This window comes from Blastocatellia bacterium (assembly GCA_016713405.1).
Taxonomy (GTDB): domain Bacteria; phylum Acidobacteriota; class Blastocatellia; order Chloracidobacteriales; family JADJPF01; genus JADJPF01.
Genome location: JADJPF010000001.1, coordinates 154852 through 179471, shown reverse-complemented (window position 1 = coordinate 179471; position 24620 = coordinate 154852). Strand labels below are relative to the sequence as shown.

The 24620-nt window shown below is 34.1% G+C and carries 20 protein-coding genes; 7 read left to right on the top strand and 13 right to left on the bottom strand.

Translation table 11 applies throughout. The annotated features are described in order from the left end of the window. Positions 1-2 precede the first annotated feature (2 nt). Positions 3-404: a hypothetical protein gene (locus IPK14_00700; GenBank protein MBK7991960.1), complete on the bottom strand. Its 402-nt coding sequence runs from the start codon at positions 402-404 to the stop codon at positions 3-5. Positions 405-504: 100 nt separating this feature from the next. Continuing rightward, positions 505-909, bottom strand: a complete 405-nt coding sequence (locus IPK14_00695) for a hypothetical protein (GenBank protein ID MBK7991959.1) — start codon at positions 907-909, stop codon at positions 505-507. Positions 910-991: 82 nt separating this feature from the next. On the opposite strand from IPK14_00695, the gene IPK14_00690 reads away from it, so the two are divergent. Then, positions 992-3535, top strand: coding sequence for an ATP-dependent Clp protease ATP-binding subunit (locus IPK14_00690; GenBank protein ID MBK7991958.1), 2544 nt, complete (start codon positions 992-994; stop codon positions 3533-3535). A 47-nt stretch (positions 3536-3582) separates the two neighbouring features. Further along, a complete protein-coding gene (locus IPK14_00685) occupies positions 3583-4380 on the top strand; it encodes a hypothetical protein (protein ID MBK7991957.1) in 798 nt (265 codons plus the stop codon). A 42-nt stretch (positions 4381-4422) separates the two neighbouring features. On the opposite strand, the gene IPK14_00680 is transcribed toward IPK14_00685, so the two are convergent. Both IPK14_00680 and IPK14_00675 read right to left on the bottom strand, forming a co-directional pair. After that, a complete protein-coding gene (locus tag IPK14_00680) occupies positions 4423-5265 on the bottom strand; it encodes an alkaline phosphatase family protein (protein MBK7991956.1) in 843 nt (280 codons plus the stop codon). 4 nt (positions 5266-5269) lie between these two features. After that, complete coding sequence (locus IPK14_00675; GenBank protein MBK7991955.1) at positions 5270-6145, bottom strand: alkaline phosphatase family protein; 876 nt, start codon at positions 6143-6145, stop codon at positions 5270-5272. A 208-nt stretch (positions 6146-6353) separates the two neighbouring features. On the opposite strand from IPK14_00675, the gene IPK14_00670 reads away from it, so the two are divergent. Continuing rightward, the gene (locus IPK14_00670) at positions 6354-7088 is read left to right on the top strand and encodes a hypothetical protein (protein ID MBK7991954.1); all 735 of its coding nucleotides are present in this window, start codon (positions 6354-6356) and stop codon (positions 7086-7088) included. A 110-nt stretch (positions 7089-7198) separates the two neighbouring features. Further along, positions 7199-10321: a glycosyl hydrolase gene (locus IPK14_00665; GenBank protein ID MBK7991953.1), complete on the top strand. Its 3123-nt coding sequence runs from the start codon at positions 7199-7201 to the stop codon at positions 10319-10321. Between the two features lie 87 nt (positions 10322-10408). On the opposite strand, the gene IPK14_00660 is transcribed toward IPK14_00665, so the two are convergent. The 4 genes from IPK14_00660 to IPK14_00645 form a co-directional block, all read right to left on the bottom strand. Then, positions 10409-11299, bottom strand: a complete 891-nt coding sequence (locus IPK14_00660; GenBank protein ID MBK7991952.1) for a prohibitin family protein — start codon at positions 11297-11299, stop codon at positions 10409-10411. A gap of 177 nt (positions 11300-11476) precedes the next feature. Then, positions 11477-12310: a xanthine dehydrogenase family protein subunit M gene (locus IPK14_00655; protein MBK7991951.1), complete on the bottom strand. Its 834-nt coding sequence runs from the start codon at positions 12308-12310 to the stop codon at positions 11477-11479. A gap of 7 nt (positions 12311-12317) precedes the next feature. Then, complete coding sequence (locus IPK14_00650; GenBank protein MBK7991950.1) at positions 12318-12776, bottom strand: (2Fe-2S)-binding protein; 459 nt, start codon at positions 12774-12776, stop codon at positions 12318-12320. Positions 12777-12801: 25 nt separating this feature from the next. Beyond that, positions 12802-15069, bottom strand: a complete 2268-nt coding sequence (locus IPK14_00645; GenBank protein MBK7991949.1) for a xanthine dehydrogenase family protein — start codon at positions 15067-15069, stop codon at positions 12802-12804. Positions 15070-15598: 529 nt separating this feature from the next. Here IPK14_00645 and IPK14_00640 point away from each other — a divergent pair. Next, on the top strand, positions 15599-16633 hold the full coding sequence (locus IPK14_00640) for a VWA domain-containing protein (GenBank protein MBK7991948.1): 1035 nt from the start codon (positions 15599-15601) through the stop codon (positions 16631-16633). Positions 16634-16693: 60 nt separating this feature from the next. On the opposite strand, the gene IPK14_00635 is transcribed toward IPK14_00640, so the two are convergent. From IPK14_00635 to IPK14_00615, 5 genes are all read right to left on the bottom strand, one after another. After that, the gene (locus IPK14_00635) at positions 16694-17377 is read right to left on the bottom strand and encodes a response regulator transcription factor (GenBank protein MBK7991947.1); all 684 of its coding nucleotides are present in this window, start codon (positions 17375-17377) and stop codon (positions 16694-16696) included. Between the two features lie 457 nt (positions 17378-17834). After that, entirely contained in the window at positions 17835-18521 is a 687-nt protein-coding gene (locus IPK14_00630) for an esterase family protein (protein MBK7991946.1), read from the bottom strand. A gap of 129 nt (positions 18522-18650) precedes the next feature. After that, positions 18651-19511 carry an XdhC family protein gene (locus IPK14_00625; GenBank protein ID MBK7991945.1) on the bottom strand — a complete coding sequence of 287 codons (861 nt, stop codon included), beginning with the start codon at positions 19509-19511 and terminating at the stop codon, positions 18651-18653. Further along, positions 19501-21069 (bottom strand): sugar transferase, encoded by a 1569-nt coding sequence (locus IPK14_00620; protein MBK7991944.1) that lies wholly within the window; start codon positions 21067-21069, stop codon positions 19501-19503. Before IPK14_00620 ends, IPK14_00625 begins: the two co-directional genes overlap by 11 nt. A gap of 119 nt (positions 21070-21188) precedes the next feature. Continuing rightward, positions 21189-22340, bottom strand: coding sequence for a delta-aminolevulinic acid dehydratase (locus IPK14_00615; GenBank protein MBK7991943.1), 1152 nt, complete (start codon positions 22338-22340; stop codon positions 21189-21191). 218 nt (positions 22341-22558) lie between these two features. Between IPK14_00615 and IPK14_00610 the strand changes: the two genes are divergently transcribed. Together IPK14_00610 and IPK14_00605 are read left to right on the top strand one after the other, a co-directional pair. Further along, complete coding sequence (locus tag IPK14_00610) at positions 22559-23584, top strand: tetratricopeptide repeat protein (protein MBK7991942.1); 1026 nt, start codon at positions 22559-22561, stop codon at positions 23582-23584. A gap of 19 nt (positions 23585-23603) precedes the next feature. Then, positions 23604-24479, top strand: a complete 876-nt coding sequence (locus IPK14_00605; GenBank protein MBK7991941.1) for an SPOR domain-containing protein — start codon at positions 23604-23606, stop codon at positions 24477-24479. The last annotated feature ends 141 nt before the right edge of the window (positions 24480-24620 follow it).

The window sequence follows — 24620 nt, the reverse complement described above, 5'->3', positions numbered from 1 at the left end:
TTTTAGAAATATTGTGTAATAGTTCGATTTAATGCTTTTAGCGCGGCTTTTGCTGCTACTTCAGCAGTAAATCGACCAAATAAAGAAATTCCTGGTAAAAGCTTAGTATCATTTTCTGCTTCTACTCGAATAACTACCAAGAATATAATACTAGCTATTTCTGCTAGAAAAATTTGCCGACAATGAACAAGTTTTAAGGTGACAGGCTTAGTCAAAGCTTTATTAATAGCTTGAAGTGTAGCTTCAACAATTCCTGCAAGTAAATCATCTTCATCTTCGCTAACAATGGCTTCTCCAACATAAATTTCTTCACGAGCAGACAGCCAAATTAAAATATGTTGTTTTCCATCGCTTTTAGGCGTTAGAGTAATCTTTTTTAGTATCAGACGTAAGGGTTGGGACATAAATTCAATTTTAAAAGACTAAAAATAATAAAATGTTTAATTTAACTTTTGTAAGGTTTATTGATAATAGACAAATTCTTTAAGGTTTGTCTATTAAATATTACTTACATTCGTATTTGTCAACATAAACAATGTAATTACTATAAGAACCTTTTGTATCTTTTTTACCACCCATAGAAAAGTGTTTTAGCTTTCCAAACAAAGTAATTTCCTCATTTGGGCAATCTATGTTTTCTTGAGAAACGACTATTAGTTGCCCAAAGTCTGTATCTAAATAACTTTGTAACTCTTTTTTACCATCTTTTGCTAATACAGCAGGTACAGTTACAATTGGGTGTTGTGCGACAAATTTTGTTTTTTTACCTGATATTTTTATTTTTTTATCTACATGTTCTTTAAGATTAGTGCTTTTGTTTACTGCAAAATACTCGTCTTGTGCCATAGAAACTCCAATAATCAAAAAAAAGTTAATAAAACCCAGTAAAAATAAATGTTTTGCTGACATAGCTTTTTACCTCACACCAGATTATCATTGCAAAAGATTATAAACAATTAAAAAATTTCTTCTAAAACAAAATATTAATTTTATGAAATTAGAAATTAAAATATCGTCTATTGGTCAAGTTTTAGAAAACGAGACATTTTTAACTGAAGCCCTATTCTTTCCAGAAGTGCTTGCCTATCATACAAATTTAGAAAAAGCTGAAACAAATTTAGTTGCTAGCTTAAAATATATTCTGCCCAAACTGCCTTTAATAGACATCCATCGCCGTCAACTTAGTAGTTCAGCCCTAGTCAAAAAAGTTTCTTTAACTTTATCGCCAAATAAAGAAGTTTTTGAATGGCAAGAACCCTTAGAGCTTACTTTTCATACAGTTGAATGGCAACATAGCGAAACCCTAGACATAGTTTATGTTCCAGCTTTAGAAATTGAAATTATTAATAAACAAAAAGATAGAGATAAATTAGCAGAAAAAGTTTTAGCAGAAATTAAAGCTGAATTGCTTAGACGTAAAGCAGTAAACTCACTCAAACAGCTAACTTGGCTTCAACGTATTGAACAGCTTGAACTAAAGGAAATATCTCTTTCTACAGATATTCGTAGCCCAAAACAAATTGCTCTTCAAATAGAAAAAAATGAACTTGATAAACCATCAATATTAAAAGAGATAGGAACTTCTCTTAATAATCAGCCATTGCCAATAGCTTATGAAGTTGAGTCAGAAGTAAAGCGTTTAGCTGATGCTTTAACAGGTCGAATGGCTAAAAGCGTTTTGTTGGTTGGTAATTCTGGTGTTGGTAAAACAGCTATTTTTCATCAACTAGTTAAGGATAGAGCTAAATTTCAGCTTACTAACACCCCTTTTTGGGCTACTAGTGGAGCAAAATTAGTTGCTGGAATGTCAGGTTTTGGAATGTGGCAAGAACGCTGCAAAGAAGTTTGGCAAGAAGCCTCTAAACAAAAAGCCGTTTTATTTTTTGGCAATTTAGTAGAGCTAATGAATGTAGGTAAAAGCGAACATAATAACCAAGGTATTGCTTCTTTTTTCCGCCCCTACTTAGTACGTGGAGATCTTACTGCTGTAGTTGAATGCACTCCAGAACAATTACCATTAATAGAAAAAGAAGACCCTCATTTATTATCAGCTTTTCAACAAATTAAAATTGCCGAACCTGATTTAGAAAAAGGTCGAGCAATTTTACTAAGTTATGCTATTGCAGCAAGAAAAAATAAACCTATCATCACTATTGAAGCTTTAGAACTACTAGACAAGTTACACCGTCGTTATGCTACTTATTCGGCCTATCCTGGCCGTCCTATTAGGTTTTTTAAGAACCTAATTTCTCAGCTATCACCAGAACACCATATTACTTTAGCTCCAGACCAACAAATAATAGAAGCAGACATAATTTCTGCATTTTCTCGTGAAACTGGACTACCTTTATTTCTATTAGACGACAAAGTTAAATTTGACCTAGAAAATACACATAAATGGTTTTCCGAGCGTGTTATTGGTCAACAAGAGGCTGTTAATTGTGTAATTGATGTTTTAGCAATGGTAAAAGCTGAGCTAACACGTCCCAATAAACCTATTGCCTCATTTTTATTTATTGGCCCAACTGGTGTAGGGAAAACCGAAATGGCAAAATCCCTTGCAGAATTTCTCTTTCAAAACAAAGAACGTCTTTCCCGCTTTGATATGAGTGAATATTCTGATCCTATTTCAGTTACACGTTTAATTGGTGGGGTTTTTGCGTCAGAAGGTTTACTAACAGCTAAAGTTAGAGAACAACCTTTTTCTGTTATTTTATTTGATGAATTTGAAAAAGCTCATTCTAGCTTCTTTGACTTATTATTACAGGTTTTAGGAGAAGGTCGATTAACTGATTCAGGAGGTAAATTAGCTGATTTTCGTAACTCAGTTGTAATTATGACTTCTAATTTAGGAGCAGAATCTTTTCAAAAAGGTACGGTTGGATTTCAACAAGATGATTTACTGACGGCTAATAAACATTTTGCTACTGCTGTGCGTGAATTTTTACGTCCTGAATTATATAACCGAATTGACCGAATAGTTCCTTTTACTCCTCTACCTCCAGAAATTATTAAGCAAATTACTAATAGAGAGTTAGATAAAATTACTCAACGAAACGGCATTTTATATCGGGGAGTAACTTTACAATATTCTACTGAAGCGTCTAATTTGCTTGCTCAAAAAGGTTATAACCCTCGTTATGGCGCACGTCCGCTTAAACGTGCAATTGAAAAAGAATTATTAGTACCTTTAGCAGAACGTCTTAATAGCTATACAGGAGAAACAACTTTAGCAGCAGAAATTAGCCTTTTAGAACCTAATAAAACCCTACAAGTAACTGTTCGCCCTAGAGTTGGTAAAGATGGTCGGCCTATTTCTTTGCTATCCAACGACCTTAATTTATTGGATCAAGTAAAACTTTGTACTGCTCTACGTCGCAATGCTCATTATTTAGCAATTAGCTCAGACCTTACAGACATTCAGAATGAAATTTTTCGTCTTATTCGTTTAGAAGCAAAACTAAAAGAAAAAACTTGGAAAAAACCAGCAGATCTAATTAAGTTAACTCGATTACCTTTATTAAAAAAGTTGTAGAAGACTGTAAAACCATTTTAGAAAATGCTGAACTGCTAGAAAATAATTTGCTATTAGCATTTTACGGTAAAGAGCCTGTAGATCGCCTGGCAGGTTCTAAAATAATGGCCTACTCACAAGAATGGCAAACAGCTTTATTAAATGTTTATGGGCTTAAGTTTTCTAACCCTAATTTTGTTACTTTAGCCTTTTATGGTGAAAATCATAAAATTTTATTTGAAGTAGCTAAAATTTACTACAATCTTGCTACTAATAATGGAGCTAAAGTAGAAGTATTTAACCTTAAGATTGATAAAGAACAGCAAAAAAGAGATAAATCTATTGAAAAGCCTGCTAATAAAGAGTCTAAGCAAAGTGAGCCACCTGAAACGGCTGAACCCGCTACTAATCCAGATAAAACCTTTGCATTACCTTTGATTAGAGAAAGAGTAATTAAAGTAGAAAAGTTTCTTGACACTCCATCAGAAGATACTTTTACTATTTTATTAGCAATAGATGGAGCTTTAAGCTATTTATACTTTAGCACTGAGGCAGGCTTACATATTTTTAAAGGCTCAAAAGCAGCAAAATCGGATAAACCGCTTAAATGTTTTATTGATAGCTCTACACTTAAGGCTGATAAATACCTGCCACCGCCTAATATTAACCGACGATCAGAAATAGAAAATAAACCTATTCGCAGAGAATATAATTTAGATCAAGATCAAATCGAAGATATGGTACTAAAAAAGAAAATTGCTGCTTATGGGCGTGAACTTATTTATTTACAAAATATAATGTGGGACTTAATGAGAGCGCGTCTATTAAAAGTAGCTAAAGACATAATCTTACAAGTGGATGAATAGACTAGAAAAACAAAATTTATTTTCCTAGTCTATTGTTACATTTTATTTTAAGGCTTCGGTTAAAATACGTCCTACTGATCCGCTAGGTGCTTCAACAGAAAGCAAATTAGCTAGAGTTGGAGCTATATCACTAGGTGTACAAGCTTCTTTATAAACACCTGGTTTTATTTGATTTCCCATTATTAGAATAGGTACATGAGTATCATAATGATATGGTGTGCCATGACTAGTTCCCATATATTCATCTTCTGCTTCAGCAATTAAAACAAAAGGTTCTACTAGTAAAAATACATTTCCACATCTTTCATTACTATAACCTGCCATAATTCGACGGCTAATATCTGTGTCAGGCATTCGGCCTGTTAAAATTCGCTCTTTGGTGTAAAAGGCAGAAATACCTTTAGTTTTTGCTGCCTCTTGTCCTAAAAATTCAGAAATTTGTGTTAAACTTAGCTTCTTTTCCTTAATTAATTCTTCGTTAAGATAAAACTGGTGGTTAATTAAAGCTAAGATATATTTATCATTTCCCACTTTTCCAAATTCTTTAACAAGTAGCTTTTCCATTTCTGCTTTTAGTGCAAGCCCATCTATACGTCCACCACCTAAATTATGGGCTTGGGCATATTCTGGTATGGGCGATACTCCATGATCAGCAGTAAGTACAATTAATAGATTATTTAACCCAAATCTTTTATCTAATTGATCTAAAAAATTTCCTATTGTGTCATCTAGCCTAAGCATTATGTCTTGAGCTTCATGGCTATAGGGGCCAAACATATGTCCAATTAAATCAGGAGCAGAAAAACTAACAGCTAAAAAATCTGGATATTCATCTTTGCCTAAATTTTCATTATCAATTGCAGCCAAAGCAAATTTTGTCAACATATCATTAGAAAAGGAGTATCTCCAAATTGTCGATAAAAGCTTGGCCTTTTTCTTTGCTGTTTCCGTCCATAATATGAGGAAAGGTTATTGTGTTACCTTTCCATGTAGCTTCATAACTAGCATCATCTTTATCAGCAATATTATAAGCTTCTATAGGTAATTTCCGATCCCAGTTTTTTTGAAAATACTCATCAGCAAAGCCTTCTTTATTAAATTTTATTACCCATTCTGGTAATTCCTTCATAAAGTAAGAACTTGAACTCATATTTCCTTGGCTACCATCAAACCAGTAAGCTCCTGTTGCACGACGACCAGCTATAAAAACGGCTGAACGCTCCTTAATTGAAATACCTATGCTTTTAGATTGGTAATTATTACTTAATCTTAGCTGATCACCAAAAGTAGTAGTTAATAATTGTTGGGGTGATGCGCCTTCTTTACCACCTAAAGGGGTAGTTTTATCATCTTCTGAGGCACGCACTAATCTATTTTCTTTTCTATCAAACCATTTATTAGCAACAATTCCATGTATTGATGGAAGAGATCCTGTAACTATTGTTGTGTGTCCTACTGCCGTATAAGTATTAGAGTAAGCATAATGTGCGTTAGTAAAATTAGCACCTTGATCAATTAATCGATTAAAGCCTTTTTGTCCAAATAAGCCTTTAAGTCTAGTTAAATAGTCAGCACGAAACTGATCAACAACAAGTAATACTGTTAGCTTAGGAATAGCACTAGCTTTTTTTGCTGCCTGATTAGAGGTTTTATTAGCAGTTTTGTTTTGACTACTTAATACAACTTTACTAGTTACTAAACTATTAAAACTAAATAAAATAGCAAATAGTAAAATTAGCTGTACTGGTAACCTCTTTTTTATCATTATTTTAGTCAACCTATAAGTTTTAATTAGAAATGTTTGGTAATTTTACATCAAAAAGCTTTTCTTATGTACCTAGACAAACAACTTAAAAGCTGCAAACATCCTGCTAATGTTGATGAACTAGCACTTGTTAGAGAACGTAGAGCAAGATAATATTTCATCCAAGATAATCCATTAACTAATTGAAAGGTAAAAGGTAATTGTTTCTATGTTAAAGAAACTTTTCTTATTCACATTAATTTTGTTTTGTTTTTCCTTAACTACACAAGCACAAACTGTTGACGAAATTATTAGCAAAAATATTCAGGCACGAGGCGGTTCAGAAAAGCTTAAAGCTGTAAAAACTATTAAACAAACTGGTATTTTAGTCCAACAAGGTCAAGAACTTCCTGTAGTAATTCAAGTTAAACGTCCTAATAATGCTAGATTTGAGATTTCCATCCAATCACAGCAAATTATTTTAGCTTATGATGGTCAAACAGCTTGGGGAATTTCTCCTTTTTTAGGCACCAAAGATGCACAAAAATTGCCTGAAGAGCAAGCTAAAGATGTTGTTGATTTAGCAGATGTTGATGGATTATTGGTTGATTACAAAGAAAAAGGCCACAAAATCGAGTTTGTAGGCAAAGAAGATTTAGAAGGTAGTCCAGCTTACAAACTAAAAATTACTAAAAAGAATGGAGATGTTGTTTACAGTTATATTGATGTTGCAAATAGCTTAGAAATTAAGACTGCTGCAAAACAAACTACTCCTCAAGGAGAACTAGAAGTAGAAACTTACCAAAGTGACTATAAATCTGTAGAAGGCGTGCTTTTCTCTCACTCAGTAGAAAGCAAAACCCAAGGCCAAACAATCCTTCAAGTAAAAATTAACAAAACCGAAGTTAACCTTGATATAGATGATAATTTATTCAAGATACCAACTAAATCAGCAGAGAAATAAATTAGATTAAGTAAAACATAAAGTGTTAATAGCCTAGTAAGAAATTGCTAGGCTATTTTTAAGTATTCTTAAAATAAAGTTTTAATAATATCTCTTAGGAGCAAAGAATAATGCACCACAAAGCTTTGTTGATGTTGAAACTATCTTTTTTTCTTACAACATTTTTTCTTATTTTAGTTCCTCAAACACAAGCACAAAATAAAATCGATTCCAATATGATAGGGGGTTTAGAAGCTCGTTCCATTGGCCCGGCTGTTATGAGTGGTAGAGTAATGGCTATTGATGGTGTAGCAAAAGAACCTAATACAATTTATATTGGTGCTGCTGGTGGTGGAATTTGGAAGACAACTAATGGAGGAGCTACTTTTAAGCCAATTTTTGATAAACATACTCAATCCATAGGAGCAATTGCTATTGATCAATCTCGTCCAAATATTATTTGGGTAGGGACAGGAGAATCCTGCACTAGAAATAGCGTCTCTGTTGGTACAGGAATTTATAAAAGTAGCGATGGTGGAGAAAATTGGCAATTAATGGGCTTAGAAAAATCTGAGCGTATCAGCAAAATAATTGTTGACCCTAAAACACCAGATACAGTTTATGTTGCTGTAGTTGGTCAACTTTGGAACTCAAGTGAAGATCGAGGACTTTATAAAACTACTGATGGTGGTAAGAAATGGGAAAAAGTTCTCTATGTTGATGAAAATACAGGATGTTCTGATATAGCTATTGACCCTCAAGAACCTAATCGTCTTTATGCAGGAATGTGGCAATTTCGCCGTCAACCTTGGTCTTTTTCTTCTGGTGGTGCAGGCAGTGGCCTTTATCGTAGCTTAGATGCTGGAAAAACCTGGTCAAAAGTTACTAAAGGTATGCCAGAAGGTATATTAGGTCGTATTGCTTTAGCAGTTTCACCAGCACGTGCTAATGTTATTTATGCCAATATTGAAGCTAAAAAAACAGGCTTTTATCGTTCAGACGACCTTGGCGAAAGCTGGACGTTAATGAATGCTGTTGATTTTAATGTAACAGCACGGCCATTTTACTTTAGCCATGTTTTTGCTGATCCAAAGGATTATAAAAAAGTCTTTAAGCTTGGTGTAGGGCTTTCAACTACTCGTGATGGGGGAGCAAGTTTTAGTGGTGGCTTTGGTGGTGGGGGCTTTCATCCAGACTTACACGCGCTTTGGATTGATCCAAATAATCCTGCTCGTATCTTTCTTGGAACAGATGGAGGAGTCTATCTTTCTAATGACCAAGGTGTAAATTGGCACCATATGAGAAACTTGCCTTTGTCACAGTTTTATCATGTAAGTTATGACAAGGAAATTCCCTATAATGTTTATGGAGGACTTCAAGATAATAATTGTTGGTTTGGCCCTTCTAATAGTTCAGGTGCTATCACCAATAGTGATTGGAAAGCAACCGTCGGTGGAGATGGTTTTAACTCTTTTGTTGACACATTAGACAAAAACATTATTTATAGCCAAGCTCAAGGTGGAGCAATACAGCGTTTTGATAGAACTACACGAGAACTTAAAGCTATAAAGCCTTTTCCTAAAGATGGTGAAGCAAAATATAGATTTAACTGGAATGCAGCATTTACAGCCAGCCAAAAAAATCCATCTGTAATTTATGTTGGCGCACAATTTCTTTTTCGCTCAACAGATAAAGGAGATTCTTGGCAAACAATTTCACCTGACTTAACAACTAATGACCCTAAAAAACAGCTACAAGTTGAATCTGGCGGACTTAGCCCAGATAATTCTAGTGCTGAAAATCATTGCACTATTTTTACTGTTAAAGATTCTTTGCTAGATGAAAATGTTATTTGGGTAGGTACAGATGATGGAAATCTACAACTTACCCGCGATGGTGGAAAAACTTGGAATAATGTAGTTAGCAATATTTCAGGACTTCCTGCTAATACTTGGTGTAGTAGTGTTGAGCCAAGCAATAAAGACTTGTCTACAGCCTATGCTACTTTTATGGGTTATCAAACGGGTGATATGAAAACTTATGTTTATAAAACTACTGATTTTGGAAAAACTTGGCAATCTCTCGCAAGCTCATCAATTAATGGATATGCTCGTGTAATCAGAGAGGATCTAGTTAATCCTAATTTATTATTTTTAGGTACAGAATTTGGGTTATTTATAAGCATTGATGCTGGTAAAGAATGGGCGCAGTTTACTGGAAAATTCCCTAGTGTAGCAGTTTATGATTTAGCGATTCAGCCTAGAGAATCAGACTTAATTATCGCTACACATGGTAGAGGGATTTACATTTTAGATGATATTGCACCCTTAAGACAACTTTCTAATGAAATATTATCTAAAACAGCACATATTTTTGAGACTCGGCCATCACAAATTAAATTTCCTACCCTAGATAACGGCGGGTTTGGCAATCAAGATGAGTTTTTTGGTTCAACATTGGCTGATGCAGCCTATATAACTTACTATCTAAAAGAGCGTCATGTTTTTGGTGACTTTAAGGTAGAAATTTATAACTCTGAAGGTAAGTTAATGACTTCATTGCCTGGTACAAAGCGTCGTGGAATAAACCGCGTTCTTTGGTATCCACGTCTTAAACCGCCTAAAGTCGCTGCATCAGAAAATATTTTAGCAGGGGCTTTGGTTGGGCCATCAGCACCAGAAGGGACATATACAGTAAAAATAGTTAAGGGTGAAGAAAGTTTTTCAGGTTCAATTAAACTTGTTGGAGATGCTAGGCTACCTCATTCAGCCGAAGACCGCAAATTACAACAAGAAAGCGTAATGAACCTTTATCGCCTACAAGAACGATTAGCTTTTGTTACAGCCTTAATCACCAGCACACGCGACAAGGCACAAGAAAAAGCTAAAGGCTTAAAAGATACTGATCCATTATCTAAAAGTTTGACCCAGTTTGCTAAAGAGCTAGATTTACTACATGAAAACCTTGTTGTCACCAAACTTGATAGCATTTATGGCATCAAGGGCGAAGAAAAGTTACGTGAAAGAATTGTAGAGCTTTTTGGAACAATTTCCGGTTATGGCGGTCGTCCTTCAAAATCTCAACTAGAACGCGCTCAAAGTCTAATCAATCAAGTAGAAAAAGCTAATAAAGATTTTGAAGCTATTACTAGCAAGGATTTGGACTCACTTAACAACAAACTAACAACTAAAAAGCTTGAACCAATTAAATTATTAACTCAAGAGGAATTTGATAAAGCTAATAGTAATAACTAGTAATTTTTATTCTTAGTTAACTCTTTATCTTAAAAAAGCTTACAGATAGTGCTGTAAGCTTTTTTTGCTAAGAGAAATAGAAGCTTATTATTTTTGCAAATTAATAAATGGAGTAGCTCCTGAACCAGCAACTTGAGGAAGTTGTCCATTCCATTTCTCTATTTTTTGATATTCAACTAAATTAGGTGTAATAGATTCAGCAATTAAACGATTAGATTTAGCTTGGGCTTCTGCACGAGCTAATATAGATTTAGCTTCACCTTCAGCTTCAATTACTTTTTGTTGTGCTTCAAATTCTTTCTTTTGTAGCTCATTTTGCGCTCTTAAAGCCTCTTGTGCCATAGTATTTTTAGCTTCTATCGCTGTAACTATCGATTGTGGCGCACGTACTTCATTTAAGGTAAATTGTTTAATTAAAAACCCGTAACCACCTAAACGATTTTGTATTTCTTCTTGAGTTTGGGCTACGATTTTAGCCTTTTCTTTACCTAAAAAATTAACGATTTCTGTTTTACCAACAATTTCTTGTAGGGATTGTCTAATGGTTTGTTTAACAAAGCCATGTGTAATAGTGCTTATGTCTGTTCTAAATGAAGAATAAAGCTGAGGGACTTTACTAGCATCTAGCTCGAAAGAAAGGGAAACATCACAACTAATTGGCTGGCCTTCTATTGAGTTAACATTTATTTCATCATTATTTGGGCTGCCTTCTGTAGAAGCTTTTGTTAATACTAAAGTTTGCATATAAACAGGATATTCCTCTATTTCTTGAACAATCGGCCATTTAATATGAAACCCTACACCAAGCGGTTTAGTAGAAATCCCTCCACCACTACGATTTATTAATACTCCTACGCATCCAGGGTTAATTAAAGTTACTGTACTAGATAATGAAATTAAAATTACTATTACTGATGTAATCAATAGGATAATTTTTTTTGGATTTATCATTGATTCTAAAGGGTTTCTGTTATTCATGATGTTTCTCCTAAATTTTTGGCTTTTTTGACTTGAGAATAAAGCCATTATACTCCTAAGAAAATTTAGCTAGAATGGACAAATTAGCATGGATTCGCCCACTAGTTAAATATCTTAGCTAAATATATTTATATTAGATTAACATCAAATAATTACAGAAAAACAATTAAGCGTAGGTTAAAAATCGCGTAAGAATTTAGCTATTAAGTTGCCAGAAATTACTCGGCGATAATGTTCATTAGAGCGAATATCATCAATAGGTTTAACTTCCTGGCTTAATTTTTGGCGGGCTTCTTCTAATAAACTTGGAGTAATTTCTTTTTCAGCTAATAAATTCTCAGTTTCCCTAGCTCTAATTACTGTAGGTGCAACACTACCTAAAGCAATAGCTATAGATAGAACCTTTTTATTTTCAACAGTTGCTCTAACCGACATTACAACTTTAGAAATAGCTTGTGCTGCACGAGTCCCAACTTTATAAAATTTAGCGGTTTCTTGCTCTTTTTGTTTTGGCAGAAGTATGTTTAGAAGAAGTTCATCTGAAGCTAAAACAGTTTGTCTATAGCCAGTGTAAAAATCATTAAAATTAACTTGTCTTGTACCACGAATTGAGCCTATTTCTATTTTTGCATCAAAAGCCGAAAGTACAGGTAGAGAATCTCCAGCGGGTGAAGCATTGACGATATTACCGCCTAAAGTCCCTCGATTTTGAATTTGTACTGCGCCAATAGTTAGAGAAGCATCAACTAGGGTAGGAGCATATTTCTTAACTTGTTCATTATTAACAAGTTGTGTGTAAGTTGTTAATGCTCCTATTTTTAAGTAGTCATTTTCCTCTGTTATTGTGCGTAGTTCATCTAGTCGCCAAATATCTAAAAGATTGCTAGGTAATTTACCACCACTACCATAAACCACCATTAAATCTGTTCCACCTGCTAGCACTTTAACAGGTTGCTCTGCCAAAATTTTATAAGCTTCGTTAAGTTGTTCAACATTATAAACTATAGTCATAAAAACTTTACTCCTTAGCTAATGCAGCAGCTTCAATAGCATCAACAATTTTCATATATCCAGTGCAACGGCAGAGATTTCCAGCAATAGCAGTTCGGATTTCTGCGCGACTTGGGCAAGTAGTTTTATCTAGTAGTGCCTGTGCTGCAACCAACATTCCAGGGATACAAATCCCACATTGAGCAGCATTATAGTCAATAAAAGCTTGTTGTAATTTGCTTAACTCGCCATTTGATAAGCCTTCTACAGTAGTAATTTGACAAGCATTAGTTTGACACACAGGAACTAAACAAGAATTAACCACTGTACCATCAATAAAAACTGAACACGCGCCACATTCGCCTTCACCACAGCCTTCTTTAGTGCCTGTTAACCCCACATCTTCCCGCAAAACATCTAGCAAGCGTTTCATTGGAGAAACTTCTAAATCATAATTTTTATTATTAACTGTAAATTTTATATTCATTTATCAATCTCCAAGTTTTATCTTTCTATTGTTTTGCTTCTAAAGCAGCTAAAATGCGCTCTGGTGTAGCAGGAATTTCTGTCACAAATGCACCTGTAGCATTAGAAATTGCAGCTACTAAGGCTGGTGCGCCTCCGTCCATTGGTAGTTCACCAAGTCCTTTTGCTCCAAATGGCCCGTAAGGATAAGGTTTTTCTACTAAAATAGTTTCCATTTCTGGAATATCTAGCGCGGTAGGGATAATGTAATTAGTAAAGCGATTGTTAATCATTTTTCCATCTTTCCAAACCACTTCTTCACATAATCCATAGCCTAGAGCTTGGACTGTGCCGCCTTCAATTTGTCCTTCGGCCATAGCTGGATTAATTGCCTTACCTATGTCTGATGAAGTGACGACTTTTAAGATCTTTACCTCATAAGTGTCTAAATCCACTTCAACTTCTACAACATCAGCACCATAAGAAAATACTGGGTAAGCATCTCCTGTGTAATTTAGTTCGTCCCATTTAATACCAGGAGGACTACTATATTGTGCCATTGTTTTAAGTTCGCCATGTTCTTTAACAAATTCTTTGGCAAATTCTTGGAAATTAATTGGCGTTGAATTTGGATAAGAAATTTGATTATTAGAAATTTCAATTTCTCCAGGCTCACAACCAAGTTTTGCTGATAGATTTCTAGCAATTTCTTGTTTTAAGTTAGCTGCTGCCATTTGAACGACTTTGCCAACTACCATGCAGGTACGAGAAGCAACTGTTGGCCCGCTATCAGGGACTTTGGATGTGTCTGTTTCCCCAAAAGTTACTAAATCTGTGTCTACTCCTAATTCAGTAGCAACAATTTGACGAAAAATGGTTTTTGTCCCCTGACCAATTTCAGTAGAGGCTGTTAAAATACAAACTTGTCCATCTACGGTCAGTTGGACAGCAGCTTTTCCTTTGATTTTTTCCTCACCACTACCAGTAAAACCACCGCCATGATAGAAAAACGATAGTCCAACACCACGACGTTTATTATCCGAGGTATTCTTTTGCTGATATTGTTGCCATTTAGTTAAAAAGTCTGAGCGTTCTAGCACAGTGTCTAAAACTTCTTGTGTACCAACACTATAGGAAAGTTGTTGACCTGTAGTTGTTGTGTCGCCTTCTCTCAGCATATTTTTACGGCGTAGTTCGACAGGAGAAATATTTAATGTTTGGGCGATCTTTTCCATATGAAGTTCGCCACCAAAACAAGCTTGAGGAACGCCAAAACCACGAAAAGCCCCATTAGGTGCAGTGTTGGTAGCAACTACACGTCCGCTAATTTTTACATTTGGACATTTATATGGCCCTAAAGCATGAATTACACCACGAGATAAAACCACTGGGCTAAGTGTGCAATAGGCTCCACCATCAAAAGTAATGTCTATTTCCGATGCAAGCAGCCTGCCATCACGAGTTAAACCTGTGCGATGATGAATAATTGCAGGATGACGTTTAGTTGAAGATACAAAATCTTCACCACGTTCATAAACAATTTTTACAGGTCTTCCACATTTACGAGATAAAAGGGCTGCATGACCTGCTACAACAGATGGAAAATCTTCTTTTCCTCCAAAACCACCACCTGTAACCGTTTGTATTACTATAACTTGTTCATCTGAAAGGCCAAAAATTTCTTTTATTGCACGATGAACATAATAAGGACATTGCATTGAGCCTTGAATTACAAAACTTCCATCTTTTTCTGCTGTTGCAATAACTCCATTAGTTTCAATATAAAGCTGTTCTTGATGGCCTACTTTATAAGTTCCTTCAACAATTATTTCAGCAGATTGAAAAGCATCCGTCACACTTCCACGAGTGATTGTATATTGCTTAAAAATATTATCATCGCCAAAGATTTTTTCTTTTACCGCCAAAGCTTCTTTAATGGTTAACACGGCTGGTAAATCTTCATAAACAACTTCTATATGATCAACTGCTTTTTGAGCTAATTCTTTGCTAGGAGCAGCAACTAAAACTATAGGTTCTGCTACGTGTTTAACTACTGACTCAACTAAAAGTGGTTGATCATCAAAAATCATCGCAACGATATTACGTACAGGTATATCCTGATAGTCAACTACAACAACTTGTGACCAATCAAAATTTGGTGAGTAGTTAATTGATAAAATCTTTGCATGTGCCATAGTGGAACGGACAGTTTTACCATACCACATATTTGGATAGTGATAATCGTCAATATATTTTGCACTACCATTTACTTTACTTCGCCCCTCTGTACGAGTAATGTTTTTACCAACACTCATGTAATATTGTTCCTTTTTGATGGAAAATGAAAGGTAGGCAATTTTATAGCATATTACCCAGTGAGGTAACAAACTAAAATTAGCTAAATATTATAAGTCTAGTTTTATGTTATCTATTATTAGTGATAAAAAGATAAAAAATTAGTATATAATGTAAATAAAGATAATAATATATAAAATATATATAATATCAATTATAATAAACTATAAAAGAAATGATAAAAGATTTTTGCATTAAATGGTATAAAGGATTTTTACACCAAAACAGCTAATTTATCTAATAAAAACTTATCTAGAATTCTTTACTTAAATACCTATGATAAATCACTATGTACGTTGCCTAGATATATATTCTTAGCTTGTCGTAAATTTATTTAGCTGTCTTATTGCTACATCAGAATTTTGTGATAAAATGAGGGTGCTTTTTGGACTATAAAAACATCTACAATTTAACGCGCCTTTCAAGCGCAAACTTTTAAAATAATTATTATTATAATAGTGTTCTTCGTTTCACTAAGTGGAGTTTCTTATGAAGACGCATAAACTTAACTTAAAAAGATTTGCTATCTGGTCAGTAATTTCTTCTTTAGTCCTTTTATTAGCTTTACCAACATTATTTGCTCAAGAAGTTCAAGAACAAAATAAAGAGCAAAATAAAGAACAAAAAGACACTCCCACAAACCAATCAAATAATCCTCAAGCCGAAAAAGATTCCATGCCTGTAATTAAAACTAGCACTAATTTAGTTACTTTTAGTGTGACTGTAACGGATCCTTATGGTCGTTATGTTACGGGCCTTTCCAAAGAACACTTTGAAATTTACGATGACAAAGTACCGCAAAAAATAGAGTTTTTTAATGATGAAGATGCTCCTATGAGTGTTGGGATCATTTTTGATATTTCTGGCAGTATGAAAGGTCGTTTAGTTAGATCTTTTGAAGCATTAAATCGTTTTTGTGACGCTAGCCATCAACTGGACGAGTATTTTTTAGTAACGTTTAATAATAATGCAAAATTACTACATGATTTTACTACAGATTCTCGAAATGTAATGGGATCACTTTCCTTAGTAGAACCAAAAGGTCAAACTGCCCTTTATGATGCTACTTATATTGGAGTTGAAAAAGTAAGAACAGGGCGTTATTCAAGAAAAGCTCTTCTCTTAATTAGTGATGGTCAAGACAATAATAGCCGTTATTCATTAAAAGAGCTAAGACAATTGCTTAAAGAAGCTGACGTACAACTTTATTCTATTGGAATTACTAATGTTTTTTCTGGTCGAGAACTAGACGTTGAAGGACAGGTAATTTTAGAAGAGTTGACTCGTCTAACAGGCGGGAGAGCATTTTTCCCAAATAATGAAGCTGAATTAACAGAAGTTATTACTCGTATTGGTTTAGAGTTAAGACACCAATATAGTATTGGTTATGAGCCTACTGGAACGAAAGCTGATAAACGTTGGCATAAATTACAGGTTAAGGTTAAAGCTCCAAAAGGTATGCCAGCCTTAAGTATTCGCGCTCGTGAGGGTTATTTTACACAAAATAGCGAAAATCAAAAGTAGCAACTTAAGTTTTATAAGCTAAATAAAAAAGGGTAGAAATTCTACCCTTTTTTATTTTTGCTATTCTTCTAAAGCAATTATTCCACTACGAAGTGCATATTTAACTAACCCTGGTAAATCATGAATATTTAGCTTGGTCATTATGTTGGCACGATGAGCATCAATAGTTTTTACACTAAGATTAAATCTTAATGCAATTTGCTTATTAGTTAGCCCTATAACTAGGCATTTAAGAATTTCTCTTTGACGATTAGTAAGTGATTCTGATTCAGAACGTCTTCCCCTGGGCATAAACTCTTTTACTACAGCTTTTGGGCTAAGAGGGCTTAAGTAGATTTGACCATGTTGTATTTTAGAAATTGCTTCTGCTAATTCATTACCAACATTAGTTTTAATTATATATCCTGAAGCACCTGCATGTATTGCTTCAGACATAAACTTATCATCTGTTTGGTAAGAAAGTATGACAACACTAAAATCTGGACTATGTTCTTTAAGCTTTTTGATTGTTTCAATATCTTTTGATGTTGTATCTAAACACTCCATCAATACTATATCTGGAACCTTCTCATTAACTAACTCCATTGCTGTAGTTAAATCATTAGCTTCACCAACAATATCAAAACGCCCTTCATCTTCTAGTAAATTGTCATAACTTGCTTGGTTAAGTTGCTCTTTTATTACTAGAACTCGAAGTTTGTCTTTAGATGTTTCTTTGTAATTTCCCATTTCACCTCTACTCAATATTTTTGCCTACTATACTAGTATAAAGCTCTTTGACGATCTAGGCATAAGATTAATAATATTTACTTAACAATAAGTAAACTAAGCAAATACTAAGACAAGTAAGTTTCTAGTATAGAAATAACCGTCAGAGCTAATAACTTTTTTAAGTTATTGTTAAAGCTTTGTGAATTTATAATTGAGGTTCAAAGATAAAGAATAATTCTTTTAGCTAGGATTGTTTTTAACAAACTTAAGTTGCCAATAATAACAACATTGAAAAAAGTCGTAAACTCGGACGATTACCTAAAATCTGTAAAATGAATAAAATAGGGGTATCACCTAATTCAATATAATAAGCAACTTAATTAATAAAATTATTTGTCTAGTCAGGCAAATAATTTTTTCTAAAATAGATAAGAAAAAAGGCTAGAGATCTAGCCTTTTTTGCTAAAATATTTATTTACTTAAAGTTAGCTTAAAATAATTTAGGAATATAATATTTTAACATTTGTCTCCAGGTAGGCCAATCATGTTCCATATCATAACCCCAAATATCTAAAACATGCGGGATAGCTTTTTGATCTAGTATTCGAGAGATTTTGCGAGAGGCTTCAGGAGCTTCATAAGGCCCTTGTCCAGTAACAAAATAAAGTCTGACATCATTTCTAAGACGATCCAAATAATAAGAATCCGTCAAGCGAGGTAAATAATCAGCCGGATTATTAAAATAGCAATTAGAGTCGTAGTAGCCTTGAAAATAATTACTTAGATCATAAAAGCCACTCATTGCAATTAATGTCTTAAATTGATCTGGATGCTTAAATACAATGTTTGCAGCATGAAAAGCTCCAAAACTTGCTCCTGTAGCAGCAACTCCAATATTAGGAGTATTACAATTTTGGTAAATAAAAGGGACTACTTCCTCAGAAATATACTTGTCATATTGTACTGTGCGGCGTGCTGCTTCAGCCGGATGAACATGATCATTTAGCCAACTTTCTCTATTAATACTATTGATACTAAAAATTTTTACTTTGCCGCTATTAATATAAGGAGCAATAACATCTATCACTAAAAATCGTTCATATTCTTCAAAATCAGCGGCAGCGGTAGGAAACATAAGTAAGGGCATGCCAAAGTGTCCATAGACACCAACAGGCATTTCTCGGCCAAGATTTGGACTATACCACCAATGGACTTCTTTTCTCAAAATAGCAACTCCTTTACTTTATCTAAAACTTGTTTTCAAAGCTTATAAATCTATACTTGGATTTCGTCAAGAGCTAATTAGTTAATTAATCCTGGTTAACCGACTAAGTGGATGACAAGTTATTGCTTCTAAGCCTCGATTACGTACTAAAACTATTTCAGCTAGAATAGTTAAAGCAAGTTCCTCTGGAGTTTTAGCACCAATGTCTAGCCCAATTGGGGCATAAAGTTTTGCTAACTGATCAGCACAAAAACCTTCTTCTTTTAGTTTCTCTTTTACTACAGTTACTCGGCGACGACTACCAATCATTCCTAAATATTGAATAGGTAAATTTAATAATAGCCTTAAACAATCTTCATCATGTTTATGTCCCCTAGTAACAATTACAACTGACATATTGCTATTTATATCAATAGATTTAATTGCTTGCTCAAAACCTTCGGCTTTTAGTTCAACGTTTGGATCAGGGAAATAATCTCGGTGAGCAAATTCTACTCTATCATCAATTACAGTAACACGAAATCCTAGGACAGTTGCTAGTTGTGTTAAAGCTCGTGCAATATGTCCTGCTCCACAAATCAATAAAGAAGGTTGTGGACGTAGAAATTCAATTAAAATACGTACTTTTGCAGATTTATTTAACTTAACATTACTTACAAAATCAGCATTATCAATATTTTGTAGCTTATCCGTCCAAAGAGTTATTGTATTAATGCTAGAGTTATTACCATAAAGTTGTATTTCTTTTTCAATAGCTAAGTCTAAGCTAGAATCTCCCAAACTACCTATTGTTTTTCCATCGTTTAACAGCAATCTTTTATTAGCAATAGAAATATTGGAATTAGAAGGAAGAGAATCTATTGATATTATAGTTAGTAAAATAGCTGTTTTATCTTTACTTAAGGTTTGATTAAGTTGCAAAAGTAGGTCATTAGTAAGCATTATCACCACGTAAAGCAACAGGGATGGTTTTTAATAAGATCTTTAGATCCAACCAAAAAGACCAATTTTCAATATAATAAATATCAAGTCTAACCATTTGTTCAAAATTTAAGCGGTTGCGTCCAGAAACTTGCCAAAGACCTGTTAGACCGGGTTTAACATGAAAACGGGCGCGGTGCCAATCGTGATAACATTCGACCTCATAAGGAATAGGTGGTCTTGGGCCAACTAAGCTCATTTCTCCTAATATAACATTAAGAAGTTGTGGCAGTTCATCCAAGCTATAACGACGAATAATTGCACCTACTTTAGTAACACGATTGTCATCTTTTAATTTTCCATATATAGGAATTTCTCCATCACCTTGATTGGCCCTTTCTCCATTATTAATGTTTTGACGCATTAATTCCCGATGTTCCAAATCAACTGTATCCACATACATTGATCTAAACTTATACATGCGAAAAACCCGTCCATCCATTCCAACCCGTTCTTGTTGATAAATAGCTGGCCCACGAGAATTTAGCTTTATTGCAATAATAATTAATAGCCACAAAGGAAAACTTAAAATTAGTCCTGTTAAAGAAAAAGCAATGTCCATCCCTCTTTTTAATAGGCGATTTGGCCCTTGTAGAGGTTCAGCAAAAAGCTTGATCATTGGCAATGAGCCAATTTGATCAATTTCCGTTTTACGAGGTAAACAATTAAATAAATTAGGAAAAACTCTAAATTCAACAGCGTGTTTACGTCCACAATTCATTATTGACTCAAAAATTGTTTGTGGACTAATTCGATCATCTGTAATTAAAACTTCTTTAATTCCATATTGTCGGACTAGGCTTGGTAGGTCTGAAAAACTCCCTAAGACTGGAAGACCTGCAACAAAGCTATTTTGATCATTCTCAACACTTAAAACACCTACTACACGATAACCTAAGCGTGGTTTTTCAGCAATTTCACTAATGCAAACCTCTGCATTATGTCCACAACCAACAACTAAAGCAGGAATTAAATTACCAGAGTTTTGACGGTATAAAGTTTGGCAAAAGCGTACAGCAAGCCGTAAAAGGGTATAAGCAGCAAAAGAAAAGAGCAAATCATAGATAAAAACAAGCCTTGAATAGGAAAAATCCCGATATTCAACACCACCACGATAAAGAAAAGCTATAGAGCTAATAACTAAAGACCCAACTAAAGTGGCCTTAAATAGACTTTGCCAATCTTGAAGCAGGGAAAATTCGCCTTTTAATCGATAAAGGTCATAATGCCTGAGCGTCCAAATTCTTACCAAAGGAACAAAGGTTAATAAACTAAAGTAGGGCCGAAAATTCCAAGTAATATCAACTGGTAAAAACGCGCCTTGAGGTCTAAAAAAAGCAGCATCCCCTTGTCGCCACCAATAAGCTAAAACAAAACTTCCAATTGCAATTGAAATATCAGCTAGGATAATAAAAGCAGTAAATAGAGGTAAAAGATACGCTTCATACTTTAAGTGTCGAGTTAGAGCTAATAAATCTGTTGGATGAGTAAGTTTAATTACACTTTCAGAATTCTGCATAAAGTTTATTGCTTGGTTTAGAAATTTAGATTTTTCAAAACTATTAATTTACACAAAACTATCACTATATAAAACCCTCTATTCCGATGCAGGGTTCACAAGCTAAATCTATTTGATGATTATTTAACTGCTCCATAGGTTGCTAAGGCCATTGCATAAGCCATCCAAGCTTGTGACCAACGCATATAAGAAACCTTATTAGCAAAGAATTTAGAACGTTGAAAATAAAAATACCCTTCTTGACTTACCATATTTTTTAATGTCCATTTCAGTACCTGATCAATATGTATTCTAGCTTTATCAATTAAACTATCTAGGTAAACAAAAGTAACTACTGATTGGGCGGCTGAGTGTATATCTATAGGATAAGTGTTGTTATGATAATACTTAGGCGTGCCATCAGCTAAAAAAAAGTTTTCTAAATAAAAATTTAATCCTTTAGCTAACACATCTTGCCACTCTTTTACTGAACCTTCTTTTATTACCATATCTAAAGAGACTAAGTTAAAACCTGTATGAAAGCTATCAATCCAGCTTTGATTGCTAGCCGTACCATAAGGCCAAGATCCATCGCTATTTTGTCTTTCAACACTAAAGCGTGCTGAATTAATAGCTGTTTCAACTAGTTCTACTTCATGAGTAAATTTAGCCGTTCTAGCAAGTAATTCTGCTCCAAGTAGATTAGCGTTATGAACTTGGCTTTTATCTAAAGGAGTATAACTAAAGCAAAAACTATTGTTTTCCTGGCTACGGTGTAAATCTTTTAGCAAAAATTCGCAAGCAGCACGAGCGGTTTCTAATGATGTGGGATCTTGAAAAATTTGGTAATGGTCTAGCCAGGCTTGTGCTACAAAAGTTGTGCAAACAATTGAAGGGGTATTTTTAGGAACAAAAAAAGCTCTTGATTGCCAATCAAAATTATAGCCCCAACACATTCTATCTTCATACCCTGGTGAACGTAGCGACCAAAGACGCTCTAGCAATTCTTCTGCATCTCGTTGGTATTGTTCTCTTTTGGTGACTTGATAAGCAGAAAGTAAAGCACGAATAAAAAGAGCTAGTCCTTTAGGATTTTCTCCTTTTTCTACTCCAACAAGCTTTCTAAAATTTATTGGTGAGCGTTTTAATAGTTGAATCCAAGCAATACGCAAAAACTTAGAGTTAGGCATTAGAGGGTAAAGCGAGCTATTTAACCCATCATATGGATCATAGCCTTGCCAATTTTCTTTGCGGCAATAATCCAATAGGCGATCAAACGGCTCTTGATACATTAAGGCTTTAATTCCTCTCTTAAAACCACTTATTTGGTTAACTAGCTAAACATTAAAGAAAAAGTTAAACTTTAACTTTGTAAGCAACGGATTCTACTACAGATAGTAACTAGCAAAAAAGCTAAAGAAACTTAAATCAAGAATTCTGTTATCAAAAAGCTTATGCTATTATTTGCTTACCGCCTTTTTGTTTAACAATTCTTAAGGAAATACAAGTCATGTTAAAAAGCTTGGGATTAAATAAAAAAATTTGTTTCACTTTCCTGCTCTGTCTAAGCTTAATTTCTCCTGGTCTAGCTCAAGAAAATAATAATTCCAGAAAAAGAAGAGTTACAGAAAGCTTTTTTTTATCAGAGAAAAATAGCTATACAGAAAGACAACTGCTTGCAGACCAAACACATAAATACCAACTTTATCTTAAACAAGATCAATACTTAAACCTAGCTGTTATTAAAAAAGATACTGATCTTGTTGTAAAAGTCTTTGACCCAAATGAGAAAAAGCTACTTGAAATTACTAGTAGTGATCGTCCTCAAGATCCTGAACTTGGAATTTATTTATTGATGGAAATTACTGGTAGTTATCGCCTAGAAATTAGCATTAAAGACCCCACTCATGCTGGATCTTATGGAGTAAAAATCAAAGAATTAAGAATTGCTACACAAACCGATAAACAAAGAATAGCTAGCCAGGCTCTTTATGATGAGGCAGAGCAACTTAGATCACAAAATACAAACGAATCATTAGAAAAAGCATTTGCAATCTACAATAAAATACTCCCTGTCTGGCAACAAATTAACGATCAAGAAGGTGAAGCAGCTACTCTTAATGCTATTGGTTCAGTTTACTACACTAATAAACAATATGCAGAAAGTTTACAATATTTAGAACGCTCCTTAAAAATCTGGCAGTCTCTTAATAATCCTCTTTGGGAAGTTGCTACCTTAAATAGTTTAGGTACTGTATCTAGCGCAGTGCAAGATAATCGTCGCGCTCTTTACTTTTACTTAAAAGCCCAACAAGTTGCAACAAAGCTAAATGATCCTCAATGGCAAGCTTTTACCTTAAATGGACTAGGAAAAGTATCTTCTGATTTAGAAGAATTTGACCAAGCTCTAATTTATTACCAACAAGCTAGACTCTTAAAACGCTCTTTTGGGGATAAACGAGGTGAAGCAATTACGCTTACCCATTTAGGTAATATTTATAATCTTAAACAAGATTATTCATCTTCAATAGATTAAAAATCAATTTCAACAAGCATTGAAAAAGAAACAGGAACTTGCTGATTTACGCGGTGAAGCAATGACTTTTAATAATATTGGCTATCTTTATATGATACAAAGCCAAGAACAAAACTTCCAAAATTTTATTTATACAACTTATTATAACTATATCCTGAAGCAAAATGCCTTAGATACATTTAAGCAGGCTTTAGCTATTTGGCAAAAACTAGATGAGGTAGAAGAGCAACTAACTTCTTTATCCTTAATTGCTAAAACTTTCTCTGCTTTAGGAGATGAAAAAAACGCGGATAAATCCTTAAGCCAAATCAATTCCTTAAATACAAATTCTAGAAAGGCTTTAGAATTTACTAATTATGATAGAAAGGCTTCTGTTCCAAGTATTGATAAAACATCTCTACAAGCAAGCAATATATCAAATAATCAAACAAATACCATAATCTTGCCTAAGGTTGATAGTGAAGAACTTCCAATAGTTTCAAAAGCTTCAAAACCATCAAAAAAGATTATAGAGACTCCAACTAAAATCAACTTATCAGACGTAACAAGTGAACGACCTCTTAATTCTGCTTTAACAAAAACAAATCAAAGTAATTTAGAGCTAGAAAGTAAAAATATAAAAGCTGTTAATGATGAAATAAAAACTGTAAGTCAAGGAAAAGGTAAATATACTATTCAAGTTAGCTCACTATCTAATCGAGTAGAAGCTGAAGCAATGTGTAACCGCTTACGTAGCAGTGGTTTAACCTGGTATGTAGCTGAAGGTGTAGTAGCAGGTAAATCTGTTTTTCGTATCAGAACAGGACAGTTTCAAAACCCAGACGAAGCAAAAAAAGTTGCCACTCAGTTAAAAGAAAAAGGCGCGATTAGCCAATATTTTATTACTTCACAATAAAGTGCTTATTACAGCATAACATAAAAAAGTATTTTGATCTTAAACCCTAAGATGGCGAAATAACTATAGACAATGCCTAAGGCTAAAACTGTAAGCATTGTCTATAGTTATTTGTATCTTTTAAGTTATGCTGTAGTTAAT

What these genes read in the sequence shown, in the direction of transcription:
- IPK14_00700 (MBK7991960.1), bottom strand. Translation starts at nt 404, where the DNA reads ATGTCCCAACCCTTACGTCTGATACTAAAAAAGATTACTCTAACGCCT.
- IPK14_00640 (MBK7991948.1), top strand. Translation starts at nt 15,599, where the DNA reads ATGAAGACGCATAAACTTAACTTAAAAAGATTTGCTATCTGGTCAGTA.
- IPK14_00630 (MBK7991946.1), bottom strand. Translation starts at nt 18,521, where the DNA reads ATGCCTGTTGGTGTCTATGGACACTTTGGCATGCCCTTACTTATGTTT.
- IPK14_00690 (MBK7991958.1), top strand. Translation starts at nt 992, where the DNA reads ATGAAATTAGAAATTAAAATATCGTCTATTGGTCAAGTTTTAGAAAAC.
- IPK14_00620 (MBK7991944.1), bottom strand. Translation starts at nt 21,069, where the DNA reads ATGCAGAATTCTGAAAGTGTAATTAAACTTACTCATCCAACAGATTTA.
- IPK14_00675 (MBK7991955.1), bottom strand. Translation starts at nt 6,145, where the DNA reads ATGATAAAAAAGAGGTTACCAGTACAGCTAATTTTACTATTTGCTATT.
- IPK14_00695 (MBK7991959.1), bottom strand. Translation starts at nt 909, where the DNA reads ATGTCAGCAAAACATTTATTTTTACTGGGTTTTATTAACTTTTTTTTG.
- IPK14_00670 (MBK7991954.1), top strand. Translation starts at nt 6,354, where the DNA reads ATGTTAAAGAAACTTTTCTTATTCACATTAATTTTGTTTTGTTTTTCC.
- IPK14_00680 (MBK7991956.1), bottom strand. Translation starts at nt 5,265, where the DNA reads ATGTTGACAAAATTTGCTTTGGCTGCAATTGATAATGAAAATTTAGGC.
- IPK14_00660 (MBK7991952.1), bottom strand. Translation starts at nt 11,299, where the DNA reads ATGAATAACAGAAACCCTTTAGAATCAATGATAAATCCAAAAAAAATT.
- IPK14_00625 (MBK7991945.1), bottom strand. Translation starts at nt 19,511, where the DNA reads ATGCTTACTAATGACCTACTTTTGCAACTTAATCAAACCTTAAGTAAA.
- IPK14_00610 (MBK7991942.1), top strand. Translation starts at nt 22,559, where the DNA reads ATGTTAAAAAGCTTGGGATTAAATAAAAAAATTTGTTTCACTTTCCTG.
- IPK14_00665 (MBK7991953.1), top strand. Translation starts at nt 7,199, where the DNA reads ATGCACCACAAAGCTTTGTTGATGTTGAAACTATCTTTTTTTCTTACA.
- IPK14_00645 (MBK7991949.1), bottom strand. Translation starts at nt 15,069, where the DNA reads ATGAGTGTTGGTAAAAACATTACTCGTACAGAGGGGCGAAGTAAAGTA.
- IPK14_00650 (MBK7991950.1), bottom strand. Translation starts at nt 12,776, where the DNA reads ATGAATATAAAATTTACAGTTAATAATAAAAATTATGATTTAGAAGTT.
- IPK14_00615 (MBK7991943.1), bottom strand. Translation starts at nt 22,340, where the DNA reads ATGTATCAAGAGCCGTTTGATCGCCTATTGGATTATTGCCGCAAAGAA.
- IPK14_00655 (MBK7991951.1), bottom strand. Translation starts at nt 12,310, where the DNA reads ATGACTATAGTTTATAATGTTGAACAACTTAACGAAGCTTATAAAATT.